Annotated in this window: 22 protein-coding genes; 18 read left to right on the top strand and 4 right to left on the bottom strand. The window is 68.1% G+C overall.

Annotated features, from left to right (window positions below; translation table 11 throughout):
* Nucleotides 1–41: 41 nt before the first annotated feature.
* From ahpF to C1931_RS03795, 4 genes are all read left to right on the top strand, one after another.
* Nucleotides 42–1,634: an alkyl hydroperoxide reductase subunit F gene (gene ahpF / locus C1931_RS03810; RefSeq protein ID WP_108752240.1), complete on the top strand. Its 1,593-nt coding sequence runs from the start codon at nucleotides 42–44 to the stop codon at nucleotides 1,632–1,634.
* An 87-nt stretch (nucleotides 1,635–1,721) separates the two neighbouring features.
* The gene (locus tag C1931_RS03805; protein ID WP_108755473.1) at nucleotides 1,722–2,687 is read left to right on the top strand and encodes a LysR substrate-binding domain-containing protein; all 966 of its coding nucleotides are present in this window, start codon (nucleotides 1,722–1,724) and stop codon (nucleotides 2,685–2,687) included.
* 122 nt (nucleotides 2,688–2,809) lie between these two features.
* Nucleotides 2,810–3,214 (top strand): nucleoside diphosphate kinase regulator, encoded by a 405-nt coding sequence (gene rnk / locus C1931_RS03800; protein WP_108755472.1) that lies wholly within the window; start codon nucleotides 2,810–2,812, stop codon nucleotides 3,212–3,214.
* A 50-nt stretch (nucleotides 3,215–3,264) separates the two neighbouring features.
* Nucleotides 3,265–4,221, top strand: a complete 957-nt coding sequence (locus tag C1931_RS03795; protein WP_108755471.1) for a transaldolase — start codon at nucleotides 3,265–3,267, stop codon at nucleotides 4,219–4,221.
* A 593-nt stretch (nucleotides 4,222–4,814) separates the two neighbouring features.
* Here C1931_RS03795 and msrA read toward each other — a convergent pair.
* A complete protein-coding gene (msrA, locus tag C1931_RS03790; protein WP_199912430.1) occupies nucleotides 4,815–5,480 on the bottom strand; it encodes a peptide-methionine (S)-S-oxide reductase MsrA in 666 nt (221 codons plus the stop codon).
* 30 nt (nucleotides 5,481–5,510) lie between these two features.
* The gene (locus C1931_RS03785) at nucleotides 5,511–5,774 is read right to left on the bottom strand and encodes a DUF2007 domain-containing protein (protein ID WP_108755469.1); all 264 of its coding nucleotides are present in this window, start codon (nucleotides 5,772–5,774) and stop codon (nucleotides 5,511–5,513) included.
* A gap of 147 nt (nucleotides 5,775–5,921) precedes the next feature.
* On the opposite strand from C1931_RS03785, the gene C1931_RS03780 reads away from it, so the two are divergent.
* The 5 genes from C1931_RS03780 (at nucleotide 5,922) to rlmM (ending at nucleotide 10,838) form a co-directional block, all read left to right on the top strand.
* The gene (locus tag C1931_RS03780) at nucleotides 5,922–7,670 is read left to right on the top strand and encodes a glutamine--tRNA ligase/YqeY domain fusion protein (protein ID WP_108752234.1); all 1,749 of its coding nucleotides are present in this window, start codon (nucleotides 5,922–5,924) and stop codon (nucleotides 7,668–7,670) included.
* A 43-nt stretch (nucleotides 7,671–7,713) separates the two neighbouring features.
* Nucleotides 7,714–8,361 (top strand): hypothetical protein, encoded by a 648-nt coding sequence (locus C1931_RS03775; protein WP_108755468.1) that lies wholly within the window; start codon nucleotides 7,714–7,716, stop codon nucleotides 8,359–8,361.
* Between the two features lie 31 nt (nucleotides 8,362–8,392).
* Nucleotides 8,393–9,130 carry a DUF6348 family protein gene (locus C1931_RS03770; protein WP_108755467.1) on the top strand — a complete coding sequence of 246 codons (738 nt, stop codon included), beginning with the start codon at nucleotides 8,393–8,395 and terminating at the stop codon, nucleotides 9,128–9,130.
* A gap of 96 nt (nucleotides 9,131–9,226) precedes the next feature.
* The gene (locus C1931_RS03765; RefSeq protein WP_108755466.1) at nucleotides 9,227–9,787 is read left to right on the top strand and encodes a nucleoside deaminase; all 561 of its coding nucleotides are present in this window, start codon (nucleotides 9,227–9,229) and stop codon (nucleotides 9,785–9,787) included.
* Entirely contained in the window at nucleotides 9,771–10,838 is a 1,068-nt protein-coding gene (gene rlmM, locus C1931_RS03760; protein WP_108755465.1) for a 23S rRNA (cytidine(2498)-2'-O)-methyltransferase RlmM, read from the top strand. The genes C1931_RS03765 and rlmM overlap by 17 nt, the downstream gene beginning before the upstream one ends.
* A gap of 827 nt (nucleotides 10,839–11,665) precedes the next feature.
* Here the strand turns inward: rlmM and C1931_RS03755 are convergent.
* Together C1931_RS03755 and ubiH are read right to left on the bottom strand one after the other, a co-directional pair.
* Nucleotides 11,666–12,847 (bottom strand): UbiH/UbiF family hydroxylase, encoded by a 1,182-nt coding sequence (locus C1931_RS03755; RefSeq protein WP_108755464.1) that lies wholly within the window; start codon nucleotides 12,845–12,847, stop codon nucleotides 11,666–11,668.
* Nucleotides 12,844–14,052: a 2-octaprenyl-6-methoxyphenyl hydroxylase gene (gene ubiH, locus C1931_RS03750; RefSeq protein WP_108755463.1), complete on the bottom strand. Its 1,209-nt coding sequence runs from the start codon at nucleotides 14,050–14,052 to the stop codon at nucleotides 12,844–12,846. The genes C1931_RS03755 and ubiH overlap by 4 nt, the downstream gene beginning before the upstream one ends.
* 109 nt (nucleotides 14,053–14,161) lie before the next feature.
* Here ubiH and C1931_RS03745 point away from each other — a divergent pair, with 109 nt between their 5' ends.
* From C1931_RS03745 to C1931_RS03705, 9 genes are all read left to right on the top strand, one after another.
* Nucleotides 14,162–14,746, top strand: a complete 585-nt coding sequence (locus tag C1931_RS03745; RefSeq protein WP_108755462.1) for a hypothetical protein — start codon at nucleotides 14,162–14,164, stop codon at nucleotides 14,744–14,746.
* A gap of 8 nt (nucleotides 14,747–14,754) precedes the next feature.
* Entirely contained in the window at nucleotides 14,755–15,309 is a 555-nt protein-coding gene (locus C1931_RS03740; RefSeq protein WP_108755461.1) for a cob(I)yrinic acid a,c-diamide adenosyltransferase, read from the top strand.
* Between the two features lie 4 nt (nucleotides 15,310–15,313).
* Complete coding sequence (locus C1931_RS03735; protein ID WP_108757644.1) at nucleotides 15,314–16,252, top strand: histone deacetylase family protein; 939 nt, start codon at nucleotides 15,314–15,316, stop codon at nucleotides 16,250–16,252.
* Between the two features lie 89 nt (nucleotides 16,253–16,341).
* Nucleotides 16,342–18,789 carry an LPS-assembly protein LptD gene (lptD, locus tag C1931_RS03730; RefSeq protein ID WP_234412875.1) on the top strand — a complete coding sequence of 816 codons (2,448 nt, stop codon included), beginning with the start codon at nucleotides 16,342–16,344 and terminating at the stop codon, nucleotides 18,787–18,789.
* A complete protein-coding gene (locus C1931_RS03725; RefSeq protein ID WP_108755459.1) occupies nucleotides 18,786–20,129 on the top strand; it encodes a peptidylprolyl isomerase in 1,344 nt (447 codons plus the stop codon). Before lptD ends, C1931_RS03725 begins: the two co-directional genes overlap by 4 nt.
* A 3-nt stretch (nucleotides 20,130–20,132) precedes the next feature.
* Nucleotides 20,133–21,113, top strand: a complete 981-nt coding sequence (gene pdxA / locus C1931_RS03720; RefSeq protein ID WP_108755458.1) for a 4-hydroxythreonine-4-phosphate dehydrogenase PdxA — start codon at nucleotides 20,133–20,135, stop codon at nucleotides 21,111–21,113.
* A complete protein-coding gene (gene rsmA, locus C1931_RS03715) occupies nucleotides 21,110–21,913 on the top strand; it encodes a 16S rRNA (adenine(1518)-N(6)/adenine(1519)-N(6))-dimethyltransferase RsmA (protein WP_108748589.1) in 804 nt (267 codons plus the stop codon). Before pdxA ends, rsmA begins: the two co-directional genes overlap by 4 nt.
* 13 nt (nucleotides 21,914–21,926) lie before the next feature.
* Entirely contained in the window at nucleotides 21,927–22,310 is a 384-nt protein-coding gene (apaG, locus tag C1931_RS03710) for a Co2+/Mg2+ efflux protein ApaG (protein WP_108748588.1), read from the top strand.
* 15 nt (nucleotides 22,311–22,325) lie between these two features.
* Nucleotides 22,326–23,333, top strand: coding sequence for a symmetrical bis(5'-nucleosyl)-tetraphosphatase (locus C1931_RS03705; protein WP_108755457.1), 1,008 nt, complete (start codon nucleotides 22,326–22,328; stop codon nucleotides 23,331–23,333).
* Nucleotides 23,334–23,409: the final 76 nt, after the last annotated feature.

The raw sequence follows: 23,409 nt of genomic DNA, 5'->3' as shown, positions 1-23,409 counted from the left end.
CGGTGCCACGCCCACGCTTTGCCTGAAACCAGGAGAGAACCATGTTGGACGCCAACCTGCAGTCGCAGCTGAAGACCTATCTGGAACGCGTGACCCGCCCGATCCAGATCACCGCGCGCGCCGACGATGGCGCCAAGTCGCAGGAAATGCTGGAACTGCTGCAGACCCTGGAAAGCCTGTCGGACAAGATTTCGCTGCAGGTGCTGCGCGACGGCCAGGGCCGCGTGCCCTCGTTCGACCTGGGCACCCCGGGCCAGGACATCCACCTGACCTTCGCCGGCCTGCCGATGGGCCACGAGTTCACCTCGCTGGTGCTGGCCCTGCTGCAGGTGGGCGGCCATCCGTCCAAGGCCACCGCCGAGCTGATCGAGCAGGTGCAGAACCTGGAAGGCGAATACAAGTTCGAAACCTACTTCTCGCTGTCCTGCCAGAACTGCCCGGACGTGGTGCAGGCGCTGAACCTGGCTGCGGTGCTGAACCCGCGCATCCAGCACGTGGCCATCGACGGCGCGCTGTTCCAGGAAGAAGTGGAAAAGCGCGAGATCATGTCCGTGCCCACCGTCTACCTCAACGGTGAAGTGTTCGACCAGGGCCGCATGACCCTGGAGCAGATCGTGGCCAAGCTGGACACCAACGCCGGCAAGCGCGATGCCGAGAAAATCGCCGCCAAGGACGCCTTCGACGTACTGGTGGTGGGCGGTGGCCCGGCCGGTGCCGCAGCGGCCATCTATGCCGCGCGCAAGGGCATCCGTACCGGCATCGCCGCCGAGCGTTTCGGTGGTCAGGTGCTGGACACCATGGCCATCGAGAACTTCATTTCGGTGAAGGAAACCGAAGGCCCGAAGCTGGCCACGGCGCTGGAACAGCACGTGCGCGAGTACGAAGTGGACATCATGAACCTGCAGCGCGCCAGCGCGCTGGTGCCGGCCGGTGAAGACGGCCTGGTGCAGGTGCAGCTGGAAAATGGCGCGGTGCTGAAGTCGCGCTCGGTCATCCTGTCCACCGGCGCGCGCTGGCGGCAGATGAACGTGCCGGGCGAAGACCAGTACCGCAACAAGGGCGTGGCCTACTGCCCGCACTGCGATGGCCCGCTGTTCAAGGGCAAGCGCGTGGCGGTGATCGGCGGCGGCAATTCCGGCGTGGAAGCGGCCATCGATCTGGCCGGCATCGTGTCGCATGTAACGCTGCTGGAGTTCGATTCCAGCCTGCGTGCCGACGAAGTGCTGCAGAAGAAGCTGCGCAGCCTGGGCAACGTGACCGTGCTGACCAGCGCACAGACCACCGAAGTGCTGGGCGATGGCAGCAAGGTGACCGGCCTGGTCTACAAGGACCGCGTGGGCGGCGATTCCCACCGCGTCGAGCTGGAAGGCATCTTCGTGCAGATCGGCCTGCTGCCCAACACCGAATGGCTGAAGGACAGCGTGGCGCTGTCGCCGCGCGGCGAGATCGTGATCGACGACCGTGGCCAGACCAACGTGCCGGGCGTGTTCGCCGCCGGTGATTGCACCACGGTACCCTACAAGCAGATCATCATCGCCATGGGCGCCGGTTCCACCGCGGCACTCAGCGCCTTCGACCACCTGATCCGCTCGTCGGTGAGCACCGGCAGTGGTGCGGTGGCCGAAGCGGCCTGATCCACCGTTCCCAGCCCACCGGGAACATCGTTAGCCTGCTGGGTCGACCATGCCGACCGCCGGTCCGTTTTCCCTGGGGTCTGAAGGATGAACCTACGCGATCTGAAGTACCTGGTGGCCCTGGCCGATCACAAGCATTTCGGCCGGGCCGCCGCCTCCTGTTTCGTCAGCCAGCCCACGCTGTCCACCCAGATCCGCAAGCTGGAGGAAGAGCTGGGGCTGCCGCTGGTGGAACGTGCGCCGCGCAAGGTGATGCTGACCCCCGCCGGCCAGGAAGCGGCCGCGCGGGCGCGGGTGATCGTGTCCGAAGTGGAGCAGTTGAAGGAGGCGGCGCGGCGCAACCGCGACCCGGAAGCCGGCACCGTGCGCCTGGGCATCTTCCCCACCCTGGGGCCGTACCTGCTGCCGCACGTCATTCCGCGCATCCGCAACCGCTTCCCGGAACTGGAACTGCTGCTGGTGGAAGAAAAGAGCGACGTGCTGCTGGAGCGCCTGCGCGACGGCAGGCTGGACGCGGCGCTGCTGGCACTGCCGGTGGTGGACGACCAGCTGCATGCCGAATTCCTGTTTGAAGAGCCGTTCCTGCTGGCCGTTTCCGGGCGCCATCCGCTGGCCCGGCGCGAACACATGGATGTGCAGGAACTGGCCACGCAGAAGCTGCTGCTGCTGGAAGACGGCCATTGCCTGCGCGACCAGGCACTGGAAGTGTGCCGCCTGTTCGGCGCCAACGAGAAATCCGAATTCCGCGCCACCAGCCTGGAAACCCTGCGGCAGATGGTCGCCGCCGACGTGGGCATCACCCTGCTGCCCAGCCTGTCGGTGCAGCCGCCGGTACCGCGCTCGAGCAACATCCGCCTGATCGATTTCGTCGGCGAAGGCCGGCCCAGCCGCCGCATCGCCATGATCTGGCGGCGCAGCTCGGCCATGCATGGCTTCCTGATGGACCTGGCCGAACAGTTCAAACAGCTGCCGCAGGCGCTGTTCACCCTGGACGACCAGGGCGTGCCGGCCGGCGAAGCGCCGGTGGTGGCGCAGCCGCTGCTGAACGGCTGAACCCCGTCGAACCTGCCGCGGCACGGCCGGGAGTCGATTCCGGCCACATTTGTCCCCACAATAGTCCCAGGCGGCGCTCGAAGCGCCGCCTTTTGCATGGCTTTCAACCAAGGAGCACCACCATGAACACCGCCAGCGGCCTGCCGCCGTCGATCACCGTTTCCAGCTTCGACATGGACCGCCTGGAGGCCATGCTCGATTCCCCCGCGCTGAGCCAGACGCCTGCCGCGCTCGCGCTTTCCCAGGAACTCAACCGGGCCACCGTGCTGGCGCCGGATCAGATTCCCGAAGGCATCGTGATGATGCATTCGCGCGTGGAGTGCGAAGATGAGGTGTCCGGCGAGCAACACGTGCTGACCCTGGTCTTCCCCCGCGAAGCTAATGTCGACGAGGGCAAGGTGTCCGTGCTGGCCCCGGTGGGCAGCGCCCTGCTGGGCCTGGCCGTTGGCCAGAGCATCGACTGGAACGCCCCCGGCGGCCGCAAGCTGCGGCTGCGCGTGACCGCGGTCCACAACGACCGCCCCTGAAACCCGCTGCGCACCGCGCGCGATCCGATTTCCCTGCACCAGGAGCCGTAATGAGCAACACGTCCAAACTGTCCCAGCTGCGCGAACTGTCGGTGGTCGTTGCCGATACCGGTGACTACGACGCGATCAAGCGCCTGCAGCCGGTGGATTGCACCACCAACCCGACCCTGGTGAAGAAGGCACTGGACCTGCCGGTCTATGCCGAACTGATCGAGCGCGAACTGGCCTGGGGCCGCCAGCAGAGCGGCGACCGCGAAGCCGTGGTGCATGCCGTGGCCGACCGCCTGACCATCGGCGTGGGCGCCCTGCTGAGCACGCTGGTGCCGGGCCGCGTGTCCACCGAAGTGGACGCCGACCAGGCCCACGACACCGCTGCGACGGTGGCCAAGGCCCGCCAGTTCATCCAGATGTACGCCGACGCCGGCGTGCCGCGCGAAAAGATCCTGATCAAGATCGCCGCCACCTGGGAAGGCGTGGAAGCGGCGCGCATCCTGCAGACCGAAGGCATCGACTGCAACCTGACCCTGATCTTCAACCCGACCCAGGCGCTGGCCTGCAGCGAGGCCGGCGCGTTCCTGATCTCGCCGTTCGTGGGCCGCATCCTGGACTGGTACGTGGCCAACGGCCAGACCCCGGCCAACATCGACGAAGACCCGGGCGTGAAGTTCGTGCGCGGCGTGTACGCCGAGTTCAAGCGCCGTGGTTCGCCGACGGTGGTGATGGGCGCCTCGTTCCGTTCCACCGCACAGATCGAAGCGCTGGCCGGCTGCGACCGCCTGACCATTTCGCCGGACCTGCTGGAAAAGCTGGACGCCGACCACGGCGAGCTGCCGCGCAAGCTGGTGGCCGGTGCGGCCGACGGCGTGGCGGTGACCCCGATCGACGCGGCGAAGTTCGCGGCCGACCTGGCGGCTGATCCGATGGCTACCGAGAAGCTGGCCACCGGTATCGACGCCTTCGCCAAAGACCTGCAGGCGCTGCGCGAGCGCATCCGCTCGGAACTGTGATTCCAGCCAACGGCTGAGCACCTCGTGGCGGGCTGTTCGGCTCGGTAGAGTCGAGCTTGCTCGACTGACCTCTGGGACAACAGCCGCGCTGGGTCGGGCGGGTTGGGTTCGCGGGACACGCCGCAAGTACATCCGTTTAGGCTCGTAGGCGCCATCCATGGCGCCTGCGGTCCCGCGAACCCAACCCGCCCGCCCTTTGACAGTTTCCGGTGGCCGCCCGCCACGGAAGAAAGAGGGAAGAGCAACAGCGGGTCGCGCGCTTCGCTTGCTCGCAGCCGAGCATGGCTCGGCTTTACAAGAGCAATGCAGAACCAAAGAAAAAGGACGCGGCGAAGGCCGCGTCCTTTTTCTTTTCCATCAGCTCGTCACCAACCCACTGTTCTTACCCACCGTCACCGGTAAATGATCGAAGGCAGGGCGGGCGCAGATGGCGGGACCGTCCACGGCATGGATGCCGTGGCCGAGCCCCCATGGACGGGTTTACGGCGTGTCCCGCCATCTGTGCCCGCCCTGCCAAACCGATCAAAACCCAGAGCCGGTTTGGATGTTGATGTTGATGTTGATATTGCCCGCCGCAGGCGGACCTCCGCGCGTCAGCGCGGCGCCTCCACATCCAGCCCGATCGGGCAGCTCACGCCGGTGCCGCCAATGCCGCAGTAGCCGTTCGGGTTCTTCGCCAGGTACTGCTGGTGGTAATCCTCGGCGTAGTAGTACGCCGGTGCCGGGTACACGATCTCGGTGGTGATCGGCCCGTAACCGGCCGCATCCAGCTGTGCCTGGTAGGCCTCGCGGCTGGCCAGCGCGGCGGCGTACTGCGCCTCGCTCGTGGCGTGGATGGCCGAACGGTACTGGGTGCCGGTGTCGTTGCCCTGGCGCATGCCCTGGGTCGGGTCATGGCTTTCCCAGAACAGCTGCAGCAGCCGCTCCAGGCTGACCACCGCCGGATCGAACACCACCTGCACCACTTCGGTGTGGCCGGTCAGACCCGAACAGACCTCTTCGTAGGTCGGGTTCGGGGTGATGCCACCGGCATAGCCCACCGAGGTGCTGTACACGCCCGGCTCGCTCCAGAACTTGCGCTCGGCGCCCCAGAAACAGCCCAGCGCGAAACGGATCTGCTGCAGGCCGGCGAAGCGGTCCTTCAGCGGGTGGCTGTTCACGAAGTGCTGGTTGCTGTGCAGCGGCAACGGCTGGTCGCGCCCCGGCAGCGCCTCCTCCGCCCGCGGAAGACGCTGCTTGAAGGCCCCGATGCCGAGGATGCCCTGGCCAATTCCCAACATGATGCGCTCCTACGCCGGCTGTCCGGCCCAATCGTCTGCATCGGAAATGGGGTCGGCCGGGCCTTGGCCCAAGTCCAGCCCGGCCACGATGTCTTCGGCCTGCGGCCGCGCCGCATTGGGAATGCCGACCCGCAGCACGCCGAACAGCGGCAGCTCACCCATGCCGCCCAGCAGCGATTCGCCGAACACGAAGGCGGGAATGCCTGCGTCTTCCAGCGCGTGCTTCACCAGGTGGGCGTCGAACAGGTTGTCGGCCTTGTACACGATGTGCATGGGGCAGCTCCTCGGGGCAGGGTTCCAGCATACGCCCGGGGCCTGAATCGCGCCGCTGCGCCCGCCGGGCATGGCGGCAAACCCCGGCAGCCCTGGCCGGTACGCGCTAGACTGTTGGTCTTTCTGCCCTTTTTTCGCCCCAGACTCATGTCCGAGCACACCCCCGCCAGCCCCGAGACCCCCGCCGACAGCCACGAGAAGCGCGATTTCATCCGCCAGATCGTGCGCGAGGACCTGGCCAGCGGCAAGCACCAGGCGATCAAGACCCGCTTCCCGCCCGAGCCGAACGGCTACCTGCACATCGGCCACGCCAAGTCGATCTGCCTGAACTTCGGCCTGGCCGGTGAGTTCAGCGGCGTGTGCAACCTGCGCTTCGACGACACCAACCCGGCCAAGGAAGACCCCGAGTACGTGGCCGCCATCCAGGACGACGTGCGCTGGCTGGGCTTCGAGTGGAACGAGCTGCGCCATGCCTCGGACTACTTCCAGACCTATTACCTGGCCGCCGAGAAGCTGATCGAACAGGGCAAGGCCTATGTCTGCGATCTGTCGGCCGAGGAAGTGCGCGCCTACCGCGGCACCCTGACCGAGCCGGGCCGCCCGTCGCCGTGGCGCGACCGCAGCGTGGAGGAAAACCTCGACCTGTTCCGCCGCATGCGTGCCGGTGAATTCCCGGACGGCGCGCGCACCGTGCGCGCGAAGATCGACATGGCCAGCGGCAACATCAACCTGCGCGATCCGGCCCTGTACCGCATCAAGCACGTCGAGCACCAGAACACCGGCAACGCGTGGCCGATCTACCCGATGTACGACTTCGCCCATGCGCTGGGCGATTCCATCGAAGGCATCACCCATTCGCTGTGCACGCTGGAATTCGAAGACCACCGCCCGCTGTACGACTGGTGCGTGGACAACGTCGATTTCGCCCATGACGATGCGCTGACCCAGCCGCTGGTCGATGCCGGCCTGCCGCGCGAAGCAGCCAAGCCGCGCCAGATCGAATTCTCGCGCCTGAACATCAACTACACGGTGATGAGCAAGCGCAAGCTGATGGCGCTGGTGACCGAACAGCTGGTGGACGGCTGGGAAGACCCGCGCATGCCGACCCTGCAGGGCCTGCGCCGCCGCGGCTACACCCCGGCCGCGATGCGCCTGTTCGCCGAACGCGTGGGCATCAGCAAGCAGAATTCGATGATTGACTTCAGCGTGCTGGAAGGCGCGCTGCGCGAAGACCTGGACAGCGCCGCCGCGCGCCGCATGGCCGTGATCGACCCGGTGAAACTGGTGCTGACCAACCTGGCCGAGGGCCACGAAGAACAGCTGACCTTCAGCAACCACCCGAAGGACGAGAGCTTCGGCAGCCGCCAGGTGCCGTTCGCACGCGAAGTGTGGATCGACCGCGAGGACTTCGCCGAAGTGCCGCCCAAGGGCTGGAAGCGCCTGGTGCCGGGCGGCGAAGTGCGCCTGCGCGGCGCCGGCATCATCCGCTGCGATGAAGTGATCAAGGATGCCGACGGCACCATCACCGAGCTGCGCGGCTGGCTGGATCCGGAATCGCGCCCGGGCATGGAAGGCGCCAACCGCAAGGTGAAGGGCACCATCCACTGGGTCAGCGCCGTGCATGGCGTGCCGGCGGAAATCCGCCTGTACGACCGTCTGTTCTCGGTGCCGAACCCGGACGACGAATCGGAAGGCAAGACCTACCGCGATTACCTGAACCCGGAATCGCGCCGCACCGTCACCGGCTATGTCGAACCGGCCGCGGCCAGCGCCACCCCGGAACAGTCGTTCCAGTTCGAGCGCACCGGCTACTTCGTCGCCGACCGCCGCGACCATACCGAGGCCAAGCCGGTGTTCAACCGCAGCGTGACCCTGCGCGACACCTGGTCGGCCTGAGGAACCGCGCGGGCGCCAGGACGGCGCCCGCATGCCCGCGACAATGACCGCCGCCCCCTCCGCCCTGCTCTGGTTCCTGTCCCAGCACCCGTTGCTGGCATTGCCGGTGCTGATGGCGCTGGCCGGGCTGCTGTCGTGGTGGCGGCGCACCCCGCTCTACCTCATCGCCATGTTTCCGCTGGCGATGCTGAACGTGTTCCTGGGTTCGTTCGTCAACGCGGCCTGGGTGAACGGGATCGGCGAGCGTGGCGAGGCGGTGATCGTCAAGGCCGAGGAAACCAGTTCCACCCTCAACGACCGCTATATCTGGCGTTACGAGGCGGTGGTGCACACCGCCGATGGCCAGGATGTGGACGTGGTGTTCCATACCAACACGATCTCGCTGTGGCCGCTGGAAAACACGATCCGCATTCCCGCGCAGGGCCAGCCCTTCGTGGTGAAGTACGTGCCGGGCTTCCCGCGCAGCATCGTGATCCTCACCAACGAATCGCCGCATGGGATTGCCCAGTCACGCGCACGCGCACGCGAGCGGGTGGAGGTGGCTGCACGCAGGCTGCAGTTCAGCCCGGGCAACCCCGCCTTCCGCGCCGATTACCGTCGCGAGCTGGATACCTGGCTGCGCGACCATGGCGATGACCCGCAACAGCAGGCACAGGCGCAGCGCTATCGCGCCGAACGCGATGCGCTGTGACCGCTGCCCCCCTTTCACTGACAGGCCTGACATGACTGCTACCGCCAACCCGTTTCTTCCCCTGCTGATGCAGGTCCTGCAGGGCCGCGACATCGCCTGCACCGTCGACGGCACCGAGCTGGTGCTGGACAGCGGCCTGCGCCTGGTGGCGCATGGCGTTGCGTCGAACGCGCGCGACAATGGCGGCTGGCAGACCTCCACGGTGATCGAGGTACGCCATCCGGAACTGTTCGCCGACGGTCTGTTCGAGTACCAGCACGCCGCCGGCGACAGCGAGCAGGATGCAGTGCTGTCCGGCTTCGAGAACTGGGTGCGGGTCGACCTGGCCACCCTGCAGGCGGCCATCGGCGCCGACGATGCGCCGGAACTGCAGATGCTGACCCTGCGCTACCCGGCCGAAGAAACCGGCACGGCGCTGGCGCGCGCGGTGGTGCTGGGGCCGCTGGCCCACTACCGCAGTGAACCCCGCGATGAAGCAGCGGCCTGCAGCGAGGACGACCACGGCTCCTGCCCCTGCTGCCTGTTCACCCAGAGCCTGGAGGCGTTCAACGATCTGCTGAAGACCCGCCAGTTCCTCGGCATCCGCCTGTTCGCCTCGCGCGATGCCGACGGCCAGTGCGAGGCCGACTGCCGGGTGAACGGCCATGACTTCCCCGCCGCCCTGCCCCTGCTGCGCGCCTACGCGGCGCGCTGGCCGCAGGCCGGGCTGGAGTTCCGCAAGCAGTACGTGGTGATCCGCACCGACACCGACGCCGAAACCGACGCCTGATCCCGCGCCGACACCCCCGCTGCATGCCGCTGCGGCTACACTGCGCGCCGGCTGTTGTTCCTGCCCCACCTTTCCACCCTACGAGGCACCCCCGCGATGCTGTACGCGCAAGTCCACCTGACCCTTCCCGCCTGGATCCACGACCAGATCGACCTGGATCGTCGCTATCCGGGCGACGAGGCCAAGGTCGCACTGGCGATCGAGCTGTCGCGGCTGAATGTCGAACACGCCAGTGGCGGCCCGTTCGGCGCCGTCGTGTTCGGCCCCGATGACAAGGTGATCGCCGCCGGCGTGAACCGCGTCGTGCCGCACGCCACCTCGTTGGCCCACGCCGAAAACATGGCCTACATGCTGGCCCAGCAGCGCTTGCAGACCCCGCGCCTGAACGCGGTGCTGTCGCCGGTCACCCTGGCCACCAGCTCGCAGCCGTGCTGCCAGTGCTATGGCGCCACCGTGTGGGCCGGCATCGACCGCCTGCTGATCGGTGCCAGCTCGGCCGACGTGGAAGAACTGACCCCGTTCGACGAAGGCCCGCTGCCGGCCGACTGGGTGGGCGAACTGAACAAGCGCGGCATTGAAGTGGTGCAGGGCCTGAACCGCGATGCCGCGCGCAGCGTGCTGCGTGCCTATGGGGAAGCCGATGGCACCCGTTACTGAGACCGGTATCGGCCTGCTCTGCCTGTGCCGGCAGGGCTTCGAGCCCGAGCTGGCCGGCGAACTGCAGCACCGCGCCGGCCAGGCTGGTTTCGCCGGCTATGCACGCACCCAGCGCAATGACGGCTACGTGCTGTTCATGTGCGACGAAGCTGCCGCGCTGGCCCCGCGCCTGCCGTGGCGCGAACTGATCTTCGCGCGGCAGAAGCTGGTGGTACTGGCCGAGCTGCCGCAGCTGGACCCGAGCGACCGCATCACCCCGATGCTGGAGGTGCTGGCCGATGCGCCGCGCTTCGGCGATCTGTGGGTGGAACACCCCGATTCGGATGCCGGCAAGCCGCTGTCCGGCCTGGCCCGCGCGTTCGGCAATGCGTTGCGCCCGGCGCTGCGCAAGGCCGGCAAGCTGACCGACAAGCCGAACCCGCGCCTGCCGCGGCTGCATGTGGTCTTCGTCGATGGCACCCATGCGTTCGTCTGCGTGGCCGACCCGGCCGACAGCGCGCCGTGGGCGTTGGGCATTCCGCGCCTGAAGCTGCTGCCGGAAGCCCCGTCGCGTTCGGCGCTGAAGCTGGACGAGGCACTGCTGACCCTGCTGGCACCGGACGAGCGCGAGGCGCTGGTGAAACCGGGCATGCGCGCGGCTGACCTCGGTGCCGCCCCCGGCGGCTGGACCTGGGTGCTGACCCGCCAGCACGTGCATGTGCTCAGCATCGACAATGGCCCGCTGCGCCAGCACGTGCTGGACACCGGGCTGGTCGAACACCTGCGCGCCGACGGCTTCCACTGGCACCCGGACCAGGCGCTGGACTGGATGGTCTGCGACATGGTCGAACAGCCGCGCCGCGTGGCCGAACGCATGGCCACCTGGTTCCGCGAAGGCTGGTGCCGGCACGCGATCTTCAACCTGAAGCTGCCGATGAAGAAGCGCTGGGACGAGACGCGGTTGTGCCTGGACCTGTTCCAGGAACAGGCGGGCAAGCCGCTGGTGGTACGGGCCAAGCAGCTGTACCACGACCGTGAAGAGATCACGGTGCTGGCCTCGCCGCTGCGCTGAGGCGCACACCGCGCGGTAGGTAGGTGCCAACCTTGGTTGGCACAACCTCGCAAACACCTTCGCCCCATCTGGGCCGACGTTGCCTGACAGACGTGCCAACCAAGGTTGGCACCTACCAGAGCGGCGTACCGCGCGGTCGGTGGGTGCCAAGGCAACGCACCGCGCAGTTGGTAGGTGCCAACCTTGGTTGGCACAACCTCGGAAACACCTTCGCCGCATCTGGGCTGACGTTGCCTGACAGACGTGCCAACCGAGGTTGGCACCTACCAAAGCCGTGCCGCGCGGTCGGTGGGTGCCAGGGCAACGTACCGCGCAGTTGGTAGGTGCCAACCTTGGTTGGCACAACCTCTGAAACGCCTTCGCCCCATCTGGGCCGACATTGCCTGACAGACGTGCCAACCAAGGTTGGCACCTACCAGAGCGGCGTACCGCGCGGTGGGTGGGTGCCAGAGCAACGTACCGCGCAGTTGGTAGGTGCCAACCTTGGTTGGCACAACCTCTGAAACGCCTTCGCCCCATCTGGGCCGACGTTGCCTGACAGACGTGCCAACCAAGGTTGGCACCTACCAGAGCGGCGTACCGCGCGGTCGGTGGGTGCCAAGGCAACGCACCGCGCAGTTGGTAGGTGCCAACCTTGGTTGGCACAACCTCGGAAACACCTTCGCCCCATCTGGGCCGACGTTGCCTGACAGACGTGCCAACCAAGGTTGGCACCTACCAGAGCGGCGTACCGCGCGGTCGGTGGGTGCCAGGGCAACGTACCGCGCAGTTGGTAGGTGCCAAGGCAACGCACCGCGCGGTGGGTAGGTGCCAGAGCGACGTGCCGTTCAGACGCCGGCGGCGCGCTTCCAGAATGCCTGTACCACCGGCGGCCACTTGCCCACGCAGCCCAGCGCGCGGCCGCGGGCCAGGGTCAGGTGCATTTCGTCGTTGGAAAACAGCCGGTTGATCGCATCGAAACTGTAGGCGGCGATCTGGTTGTCACTGCGCCGTTCCCGCGCCCAGCGCTGCAACCGCTGCGGCGACAGGCGCGGCTGGCCACGGCGCTCGGCCGAGGGCGCCAGCCATTGCTGCAGGGCGGCCACGTCGCGCAGGCCCAGGTTCACCCCCTGCCCCGCCAGTGGGTGCACCACGTGCGCCGCATCGCCCAGCGCCAGCACGCGACCGGACACATAGTGGCGGGCCAGCTGCCGGCGCAGCGGGAACGCCGCGCGCGCCGAGGCCAGGCGCAGTTCGCCCAGGCGGCCGGCAAAGGCGCGGGTCAGCTCGCGATTGAACGCGGCGTCGTCCAGCGCCAGCACGCGTGCCGCCTCGTCTTCCGGCAGGGTCCACACGATCGAACTGCGGCGCTCGGCCACCGGCAGCAGGGCCAGCGGGCCGGTCGGCAAGAAACGTTGCCAGGCCGTGGCCTGGTTGGGCAGCGCGCTGTCCACGTAGGCCACCACCCCGCGCTGGTGATAATCGTGCGATTCCACCTCGATTCCGGCCAAGCGGCGCAGGGTGGAATCGGCGCCATCGGCGGCCACGGCCAGCGCAGCATCTACCCGGCGCCCATCGTCCAGCCGCAGGCGTACACCTTCGTCGTCCTGTTCCAGCGCCTCCACCCGCGCCGGGCAATGCAGCTGCACGCCCGCCGCCGGCAATGCCGCCCACAGGCGGTCCTGCAGCAGGCCGTTTTCAACGATGAACCCCAGCTCGCGCCGACCGAAGCGGTCTGCGTCGAACAGCAGGTCATCGCCGCCGGCCGCGTCCCACACCTGCATGCGCCGGTACGGCCAGGCACGCGCCTGTGCAATGGCCGGCCAGACGCCGAGACGCTGCAGCAGCTGCACGTTGTCGGCGGCGAAGGCGAACACCCGCAGATCCGGCTGCGCCGCCTGCCAGGCCGGCGGCTCACGGCCTTCGACCAGAGCGACCGACAGACCGGCATCGGCCAGCGCCAGTGCACACGCGGCGCCGACAACGCCGCCGCCCACCACGGCCACATCCGCGCGCATGCGCCGGCTCATGCAGCCTCCCCGCGACACAGGCGCGGCACGTCGCCACGGAAGCCCATGGCACCGCCTACCAGCATCGACTGCACCGAGGCGCGTTGTGCCGCCACCAGGCCCAGGCTGCGCAGCGGGCGCAGCAGCGGTGCCGGATTGCTGGTCAGCCGTGCCAGCCCACCGGAAAACGCCACCGTCTGCTGCCGGTCTTCCGCGCGCCGGGCCACGTAGGCCCGCAGCAGTGCATCACTGCCCGCATCCTGGTCGGCCGCTTCAAGCAGCTCGGCCAACGTGAGCGCGTCGCGCAGGCCCAGGTTGAAGCCCTGCGCACCCAACGGGTGGATGGTCTGCGCGGCGTTGCCCAGCAGCACCGCGCGTTCGCCCACCAGCGCGCGCGCCAGTACCTGCACCAGCGGGTAGGCGCTGCGCGGGCCCGATTCCAGCAAGCGCCCGGCGCGCCAACCCAGCGTGTGCTGCAGGCGTTGCAGCCAGGCTGCATCGTCCAGCGCCATCACCGCCTCGGCCTGGTCGCGGGCCACCCCGTGCACGCAGCCGAAGTGACGGTCGCCGCGCGGCAGCAGCGCCGTCGGGCCGGTATCGGTGAAACGTTCCCACGCGCTGCCATCGGGCGCGCGCTGGCTGCGCACGCGGGCCACGAACAGGGTCTGCTGGAAATCATGGCGGTCCACTGCAATGCCCAGCGCATCGCGCACGCCACTGGCGGTGCCATCGGCACCCACCACCAGCCGGGCCAGCAGCACGCGCTCGCCCGCATCGTCAGCCACATGGACCTGCCGGTAGCCGTCGACCACCGTGCCCAAGCCGATGAAACGCATCGGGCGGTAGCGCTGCAGCTGCGGCAGTTCCTGCAGCCGCGCCTCCAGGGCCTGGCCGAAATCGCGGGCCACCACCACCTGGCCGAACCAGGGCCGGTCGTAATCGGCCGCATCCATCTGCACGCGGCCAAAGTCGCCGGCGCGGCTGACGTGGATGCGACGGATCGGGCCGGGCGGCATCGCCAGCTTCTGCATCACCCCCAACGCAGTCAGTGCGTTCACGGTAGCCGCAGCGAAACTGAGATTGCGCTGGTCGAACACCGCCGGCAGTTCACCGGCCGGGCTGGCTTCCAGCAGCGCCACGTTGCGGCCCAGCCGCTCCAGGGCGATGGCCAGGCTGGCCCCGACCAGACCGCCACCGACGATCAGCACGTCATGTCGTTCACTCATGGGCCCATGATACGCGCTCGCCACGCCATCCAGACCCGGCACGCCGCGCCTGCGCAGGGCCGCGCGGCGGGCTAGAATGGAAGCTGAATCCGCCCCACGGGTCTTCGCCATGTCCGACACCGCCCATCGCGCCTTTGTCCTGTCCGTGCTTGTGCTGCTGCTGGCGGCAACCCGGGTGAACCACTTCGCGGCCATCCCCGATGCCTCCTGGGCCGTGTTCTTCATCGGCGGCTTCTATCTGGCCCGCTGGACCCGCTGGGCGTTCCCGCTGCTGATGGTGTTCGCCGTGCTGGTGGACTGGATCGTGATCCGCAGCGCGGGGCTGGACTTCTGGCAGCACTACTGCGTGTCGCCGGGTTACTGGCTGCTGTTGCCGGCGTATTTCTCGCTGTGGGCCGGCGGCCTGCTGCTGGGCCACAACTACCACGGCGCGCACTGGTCGGTGCTGGCCAAGGGCGTGCCGCTGCTGGTGGTGTCGGTGGCGCTGTGCCACCTGCTGGCCCAGGGCGGGTTCTACTGGACCAGCCGCAACGTGGCCGAACCGACCCTGGCCGGCTGGGCACAGAACTACGCCCAGTGGTTCGGGCCGTACCTGCGCACCACCGCCATCTACGTGGCCCTGGCTGCCGCGCTGCAATTGGCCGCGGAGCAGATGCTGAAGCTGCACCAGGCCCGCCGCGACATCCACCACTGAGCACCGGCATGGGTCATCGGCTTTCGCGCATCTACACCCGTACCGGCGACGACGGCAGCACCGGGCTGGGCGACGGCAGCCGGGTGGCCAAGGACGATCTGCGGGTCGCCGCCTATGGCACCGTGGACGAAGCCAATGCCGCCCTGGGGCTGCTGCTGGCCGTGCCACTGCCCGACGACGTGCGTGCGCTGGTGGTGCATCTGCAGCACCAGCTGTTCGATCTGGGCGCCGAGCTGTGCGTGCCTGGCCATGCAGCCATCCATGCCGCCGACGTTTCCGCGCTTGAACAGCAGCTGGACCATTACAACGCCGGCCTGCCCATGCTGAAGGAATTCATCCTGCCCGCGGGCGGCGAGGCGGCGGCGCGCTGCCACCTGGCCCGCACCATCGTGCGCCGCGCCGAGCGCGAAACGGTCAGTCTGGCCCGGGCGCAGGCCGTGCGCGGCGAAGCCCTGCACTACCTCAACCGCCTGTCGGACCTGCTGTTCGTGCTGGCACGGGTACTGGCCCGCGCCGATGGCCACGGCGAAGCGCTGTGGCAACCACAGCACCGGCAGGCCTGAGCCCGTGCAGGTCTTCACTCATCCGTCCTGCCTGCTGCACGACCCGGGCCCGGGCCATCCCGAATGCCCGCAACGGCTGCAGGTGGTGCTCGACGCCCTGCAGCAGGCCTTCCCCGGCCAACTGGACTGGCAGCAGGCCCCGCCGGCCAAGTTCGGCGAGCTGAGCCGGGTCCACGACAGCGCCCTGCTCGACTTCGTGCTGCAGCCGCAGACCCTGCCGCTGCGCCAGCTGGACATGGACACCTGGACCTCGCCCGGTTCGGCCAGCGCCGCCGTGCACGCCGCCGGTGCCGGCGTGGCCGCGGTGGACGCGGTGATGCTGGGCGATGACCCGCTGGCGTTCTGCGCGGTGCGGCCGCCGGGCCACCATGCCACCAGCAGTACGGCCATGGGCTTCTGCCTGCTCAACAACATCGCCATCGCCGCCGCCTACGCGCGCGACCGCCACGGGCTGGAACGGATTGCCGTGGTCGACTTCGACGTGCACCACGGCAACGGCACCCAGGACATCTTCCAGCACGACGCGCGGGTGTCGTACTACAGCACCCACCAGGCCGGCCTGTTCCCCAACTCGGGCCTGCGCCGCGACCGTGGCGCCGGCAACCTGATGAACATCCTGCTGCCGCCGGGCAGCGGTGGCTTCCGCTTCCGCAACGTCTGGGCCGACGAGATGCTGCCGGCCATCGACGACTTCCGCCCGCAGCTGCTGCTGATTTCGGCCGGTTTCGATGCCCACCTGCGCGACCCGCAGGCGGACCTGATGCTGGAAACCGAGGATTTCGCCTGGATCACCGGCGAACTGCATGCGCTGGCGCGGCGCCATGGGGCCGGCCGCGTGGTGTCCATGCTGGAAGGCGGCTACGACCTGCAGGCGCTGGCCGAATGCAGCGTGGCGCACGTGCAGACCCTGCTGCAGGGGGCCGCTGCGGCGCGCCCAGGATGAACCCGAACCGGCCTCGGCCGGACGCCTTCATTGCCCCTATGCAAGGGATGGGGCAATCTACGGTCCGTTTTCGCCCGAATCCGAACCGCGTGCGCCGAGCCCTCCGCCTGCTTCCCCTGCCCCTGAGCATCGCTGTCTGCCTGCCGGCGATGGCCGATGACAAGCCGCTCAACTGGGGCCTGTGCCCGGCCACCGAAGTCATTCCCGCCTTCACCGATGCCCCCACCCCGGTACCGGGGCAGGACGCGGCCGCCGCGAGCGCCCAGCGCGAGCAGCAGCCCACCGACATCGAAGGCGACCAGCTGCTGGGCACCACCACCGTGCCGCAGTACCAGGGCAACGTGGCCCTGCGCCGCGGCGACCAGTTCGTGGGTACCGACAAGCTCAGCTTCGATACCGACACCGGCAACTACATCGCCGACGGCAACGTGCGCTACCAGGATTCCTCGATCCGCATGGTGGCCAAGCGCGCCGAGGGCAACCAGGAAAGCGACACCCACAAGATCACCGACATCCAGTACCAGCTGGTGTCGCGCCGTGGCAACGGCGAGGCCGAATCGGTCGACCTGCAGGGCGCCGTGGGCCAGATGCACCGCTCCACCTACACCACCTGCGACCCCTCGCAGCCGGTGTGGAAGCTGACCGCACCGCAGATCGACGTGGACAACGACGAAGGCTTCGGTACCGCCCGCAACGCGGTGCTGCGCATCGGCAAGGTGCCGGTGCTGTGGGCGCCGTACTTCAAGTTCCCGATCGACGACCGCCGCAAGACCGGCCTGCTGTTCCCGCAGCTGGGCATGTCCGGCCGCAATGGTTTCGACTACACCCAGCCGATCTACCTGAACCTGGCGCCGAACTACGACGACACCCTGATGCCGCGCTACATGAGCGAGCGCGGGCTGATGCTGGACAACGAGTTCCGCTATCTCTACAACGGCGGCCGCGGCGAGCTGCTGACCGCCTACATCCCCAACGACAAGCTGCGCGACCGCGACCGCGGCCGGGTGATGTTCAGTGGCTACCACAACGTGGACAGCCACTGGCAGGCCCGCGCCAACCTGGCCTGGGTCAGCGACGAGCGCTATGTGGAGGATTTCGCCAACCGTCTGCAGGGCGTGACCGCGTCGAACCTGCAGAGCACCATCGGCCTGTACGGCACCGGCAAGAACTGGACCGCCGGCATCATGGCCGACCGCTGGCAGCTGACCGACTACACCCTGACCGAGCGGGCGCTGGCCTACAACCGCCAGCCGCGGGTGTACTTCACCTGGGACAAGCCGCTGCTGCCGTGGATGGAAGCCGGCGTCTATGCCGAAGCGGTGCGCTTCACCCACGATGACATCAACGAGAAGACCGTCGATGCCGAGGGCGAGTACGTGCGCAATGGCACGGTCACCCGCATGTATGGCGGCTCGCGCCTGGACGTGAAGCCCTACGTCTCGTTCCCGTTCAGCGGCGCGGCCTGGTATGTCACGCCCACCCTGGCCTACCGCTATACCGCTTACCAGCTGGACCGCGGCCTGGCCGACGACATCCGCAAGACCGTGCTGACCTCGCAGGGCGTGGACGTGACCACGGCCAGCGCCGACCAGCTGCGCGGCAATACCTCGCCCAGCCGTGCGCTGCCGATCGCCAGCCTGGACGCCGGCCTGTTCTTCGACCGCGAAACCACCATCGGTGGCAAGTCCTTCCTGCACACCCTGGAGCCGCGCCTGTTCTACCTGCGCACGCCGTACCGCAACCAGGACGACCTGCCGCTGTTCGACACCCGTGACTTCACCTTCAGCTGGGGCCAGCTGTTCCGCGATTCGCGCTACACCGGCGCCGACCGCCAGAACGATGCCAATCAGCTGACCATGGCCCTGGGCACCCGCTTCATCGACCAGACCACCGGCAAGGAACGGTTCTCGGCCAGCATCGGCCAGATCCAGTACTTCGACGAATCGCGGGTGACCACCACCCCGGGCGGCGCACCGGTTGAAAAGGGCAAGTCGGCCTGGATCGCCGACGCCAACTACATGGTGAACGACCGCTGGACCCTGAGCGCCACCTACCAGTGGGACCCCAAGTACAAGCGTGAGGACCTGGCCAGCTTCCGCGCCCGCTACCTGATGTCCAACGATGGCGTGGTCAACCTGACCTACCGCCACCGCATCAACCCCGACGGCACCGACCTGCTGAAGCAGGCCGACCTGTCGTTCCTGTACCCGCTGAATGCGCGCTGGAGCCTGGTCGGCCGCTACTACTACTCGCTGGAAGACAAGGCGCCGCTGGAAATCATCGGCGGCGTGCAGTGGGACAGCTGCTGCCTGGCCGTGCGCGCCGTGGCCCGCCGTTACGTCCGCAACCGCGAAGGCGACCTGAACAATTCCATCCAGATCGAGTTCGTGCTGAAGGGCCTGAGCTCGCTGGGCCAGGACACGGACCGTACCCTGCGCCGTGCTATCCTCGGGTACAACCGCGACGACCTTTATCTGGTGCCGCCCAGCAATACCGGGGTGACCCGGGACGACTACGATCCGAATCTGATCCCATGACCAAGCGCTTCCCCGTTCTTCTCGCCTCGCTGCTGGCGGTGTCCAGCGTGTCCGCCCCCCTGCAGGTCATCGCGCAGGAGGCCCAGCCGCTGGACCGCATTGCTGCGGTCGTCGACGAGGACGTGGTCCTGCAGAGTGAACTGCAGCGCGCCATCGCCAACATCAAGGCCCAGTACGTGGGCCGCGAAAACCAGCTGCCGCCGGACGACGTGCTGAGCCGCCAGGTGCTGGAGCGCCTGGTGCTGGTGAAGCTGCAGGTGGCCCGCGCCCAGGGCAGCGGCATCCGCGTCAGCGACCAGGAACTGAACCAGGCGATGAACTCCATCGCCCAGCAGAACGGTTCCAACCTGGACACCCTGCGCCAGCGCCTGGCCCACGACGGCATCGACTTCGAGGAGTTCCGTTCCTCGGTGCGCGACGAAATCACCGTGCAGCGCCTGCGCCAGAGCTTCGCGCAGAGCCGCATCAGCGTGAGCGAGGGTGAAGTGGATGCCGCGCTGAAGCAGCAGGCCACCGCCGGCAACCAGTACCACCTGGCGCACATCCTGGTCGCCCTGCCCGACGGCGCCAACGCCGACCAGATCGCCACCGGCCAGAAGAAGGCCGACGGCGTGAAGACCCTGCTGGACAAGGGCGAGCTGGACTTCAACGCCGCTGCCGTGCGCTATTCCGACAGCCCCAACGCGCTGGAAGGCGGCGATCTGGGCTGGCGCACGCTGGACGAAATCCCGGCGGCGTTCGCGCAGATGATGCAGCAGATGAAGGCCGGCGATGTGGTTGGCCCGATCCGCGGCCCCAGCGGCTTCCAGCTGCTGAAGCTGGTGGAAGTGCGTGATGCCAACGCCGCCGCCGGTGCCCACACGGTCACCGAATACCATGCCCGCCATATCCTGGTGCGCGTGGACGGCAACCAGACCGATGCCGCCGCCAAGGCCAAGATCGACACCCTGCGTGCCCGCGTAGCCGGGGGTGCCGACTTCGAGCAGATGGCCAAGGAATCGTCGGAAGACAGCAACAGCAAGGGCCAGGGCGGCGATCTGGGCTGGTTCCCGGCCGATGCCTTCGGTCCGGCGTTCGGCCAGCAGGTCGAAGGCATCCAGGATGGCGGCGTCAGCCAGCCGTTCCGTACCGATGCCGGCTGGCACATCGTGCAGCGCGTTGCCACGCGCCAGACCGACGTGACCAGCGACAACCAGCGTGCCCAGGTGCGTGAAACCATCGGCCGCCGCAAGCTGGAAGAGGAATACAACCGCTTCCTGCAGGAACTGCGTGGCGAAGCCTACGTCAGCTTCCGCAGCGGCGACCGGGCGGAAAACACCGCCACCCCGCCGCAGTCCTGACCCATGCGCCCCGAGCTCGCGCTGGTACCGGGCGAGCCCGCCGGGATCGGTCCGGAACTGTGTGTCCGCCTGGTACAGCAGCCGCGCGATGATTGCCGGCTGCTCGCCTTCGCCGACCCGGAGACCCTGCGCGCGGCCGCTGCCGCGCTGAAGCTGCCCCTGCAACTGCTGCCGGAAGATGCGCACGCGCGTCTGCCCGGCGATCTGCGCCTGCGTGTGGTGGCCAATGCCGCGCCCAGCCGCTTCGGCCAGGCCGACCCGGCCAACGCCAGCGCCGTCATCGGCGCCCTGCTCGGTGCCGGCCAGGCCTGCCTGTCCGGCGAGCTGCACGGCGTGGTCACCGGCCCGGTGCACAAGGCGGTCATCAACGAAGGCGGCATTGCCTACAGCGGCACCACCGAACTGCTGGCCGACCAGGCCGGGGTGAAGGTGGTGATGATGCTGGCCAACGACATCGTGCGCGTTGCGCTGGCCACCACCCACCTGCCCTTGCGCGAGGTGGCCGATGCGATCACCGCGCCCGCCCTGGAACACACCCTGCGCACGGTGCATGCCGCGTTGCGCGGTGAGTTCGGCCTGGCTGCCCCGCGTATCGCCGTGCTGGGCCTGAACCCGCATGCCGGCGAAGACGGCCACCTGGGCCGCGAGGAACTGGACCTGATCATCCCGCTACTGCAGCGCCTGCGCGCAGAGGGCATGGATCTGGTCGGGCCGCTGCCGGCCGACACCGCCTTCCTGCCGGCCAAACTGGCCGGGTTCGACACCGTGCTGGCCATGTACCACGACCAGGGCCTGCCGGTGCTGAAGTATTCGGGCTTCGAACAGGCGGTGAACCTGACCCTGGGCCTGCCCTACCCGCGCGTGGCGGTCGACCATGGCACCGCGCTGGACCTGGCCGGACGGGGCATTGCCGACCCGTCCAGCCTGCAGGCCGCCACGGCCCTGTGTGCGCAATTGGCCCGGCAACGTACACTGAGCGTATGAATTCCCCGCATTCCCCCTCCGGCCCGGTGTTCACCGCCCCGGCCAAGAAGCAGCTTGGCCAGCATTTCCTGGCCGACCGCCACTACATCGACAAGATCGTGATGGCGGTCAACCCCAAGGATGGCGACCGCCTGGTCGAGATCGGCCCTGGCCAAGGCGCGATCACCCTGCCCCTGCTGCGCGTCCACCCGAAGCTGACGGTGATCGAGTTCGACCGCGACCTGATCGCGCCGCTCACCGCGGCCGCCGAACCGCTGGGCGAGCTGACCATCGTCCACCGCGACGTGCTGCGCGTGGATTTCACCGAACTGGCCGCCGGCCAGCCGATCCGCCTGGTCGGCAACCTGCCCTACAACATCTCCTCGCCCATCCTGTTCCATGCGCTGGAACATGCCGCGGTCATCCGCGACATGCACTTCATGCTGCAGAAGGAAGTGGTCGACCGCATGGCCGCCGGTCCGGGCAGCAAGGTTTATGGCCGCCTGAGCGTGATGCTGCAGGCCTACTGCCAGGTTACCTCGCTGTTCGTGGTGCCGCCGGGCGCATTCCGGCCGCCGCCGAAGGTCGATTCGGCCGTGGTGCGGCTGGTGCCGCGCGACCCGGCCACCATCGCCATCCACGATCACGCGCGCTTTGCCGAGGTGGTCAAGGCCGCCTTCGGCCAGCGCCGCAAGACCCTGCGCAATGCGTTGAGCAAGGTGGTGACTGCCGAACAGTTCGCCGCTGCCGGCGTGCGCCCCGATGCCCGTGCCGAACAGCTGGATGTGGCTGAATTCATCGCTTTGGCCAATGCCACCTGATTACACTGCCGGTATGGAAGACGCTGACGTTTACGCCATCTCCGTTGAAGTTGCCCCGCGCTTCCTCGACGACCAATCCGCGCCGGAAGACGGCCGCTATGCGTTCGCCTACACGATCCGCATCCGCAACCGTGGCCGCGTGGCCGCGCGCCTGGTCGCGCGCCACTGGCGCATCACCGACGCCAACGGTCGCGTCGAGCATGTCGATGGCGATGGCGTGATCGGCGAACAGCCGCGCCTGCGCCCCGGTGAAGACTTCCACTACACCTCGGGTGTCATGCTTGGCACCGACCACGGGACCATGCAGGGCCACTACGACATGGTTGCCGACGATGGCACTGAATTTGCCGCGCCGGTCGCACCTTTCGTGCTGGCCATCCCGCGTACCCTGCACTGACACGGAGGCCGGACGATGAGTGTGTGGGCGATCGGCGACCTGCAGGGCTGCTACGACGTAACCCAGCGCCTGCTGGAAAAGATCCGCTTCGACCCGGCGCAGGACACCCTGTGGTTCTGCGGCGATCTGGTGAACCGCGGTGGGCAATCGCTGGAAACCCTGCGCCTGGTGCATTCGCTGCGCGAACACAGCGTGGTGGTGCTGGGCAACCATGATCTTTCGCTGCTGGCCGTGGGTGCGCGCACCGAGGAAGAGCAGCGCAAGGTCAACCCGGACCTGCTGCGCATCGTGCAGGCCGAAGACCGCGACGAGCTGCTGGAATGGCTGCGCCTGCAGAAGCTGGTGCACGTGGACCGCGAGTTGGGCTGGATGATGGTGCATGCCGGCCTGGCGCCGAAGTGGACCACGCAGATGGCCGAAAAGCATGCCGCCGAAGTGGAAGTGCAGCTGCACGGCGCCGGCTATCGCAAGCTGTTCCGCAACATGTACGGCGACAAGCCCAGCTGGGCACCGAACCTGGCCGGCTATGACCGCTCGCGCGCGATCATCAACGTGCTCACCCGCATGCGCTACTGCACCCCGCGCGGTCGCATCGGCATTGAAGACAAGGGCACGCCCGGCACCCAGGAACAGGGGCTGTACCCCTGGTTCGAAGTGCCCGGCCGGGTCGAGCGCGACCTGAAGGTCGTGTGCGGCCACTGGTCGGCGCTGGGCCTGACCATCACCCAGGGCGTGCACGCCATCGATACCGGCGCGGTCTGGGGCGGCAAGCTGACCGCTCTGCAGCTGGATACCGATGAACTGCGCGTGGTGCAGGTGCCGGGGCGTGATGTGCCGGCGCCGGTCGCCAACGCACGGCCGCCGGCACGCCCGCCGCAGCCGCGTGCGCCGGCCGCTGCGCCGAGCAAGGAAGGCGGCAATGGCCAGCCAGCCGCACCGGGCAACCGTGGCCCGCGCCGCCGCCGCCGTCGTGGTGGTGGTGGTGGTGGTGGTGGCAACAACGGCGCACCGCCGCAGGCCTGACCCCGCTTGGTAGAGTCGAGCTTGCTCGACTGCCGTTGCCGACGCCTTGGTAGAGTCGAGCTTGCTCGACTGCCGT

Origin of the sequence: Stenotrophomonas sp. YAU14A_MKIMI4_1, from assembly GCF_003086855.1 — a bacterium.
Lineage (GTDB): Bacteria > Pseudomonadota > Gammaproteobacteria > Xanthomonadales > Xanthomonadaceae > Stenotrophomonas.
Note: the sequence above shows the minus strand (reverse complement) of the source record. Positions and strands in the feature narration are given on the sequence as shown.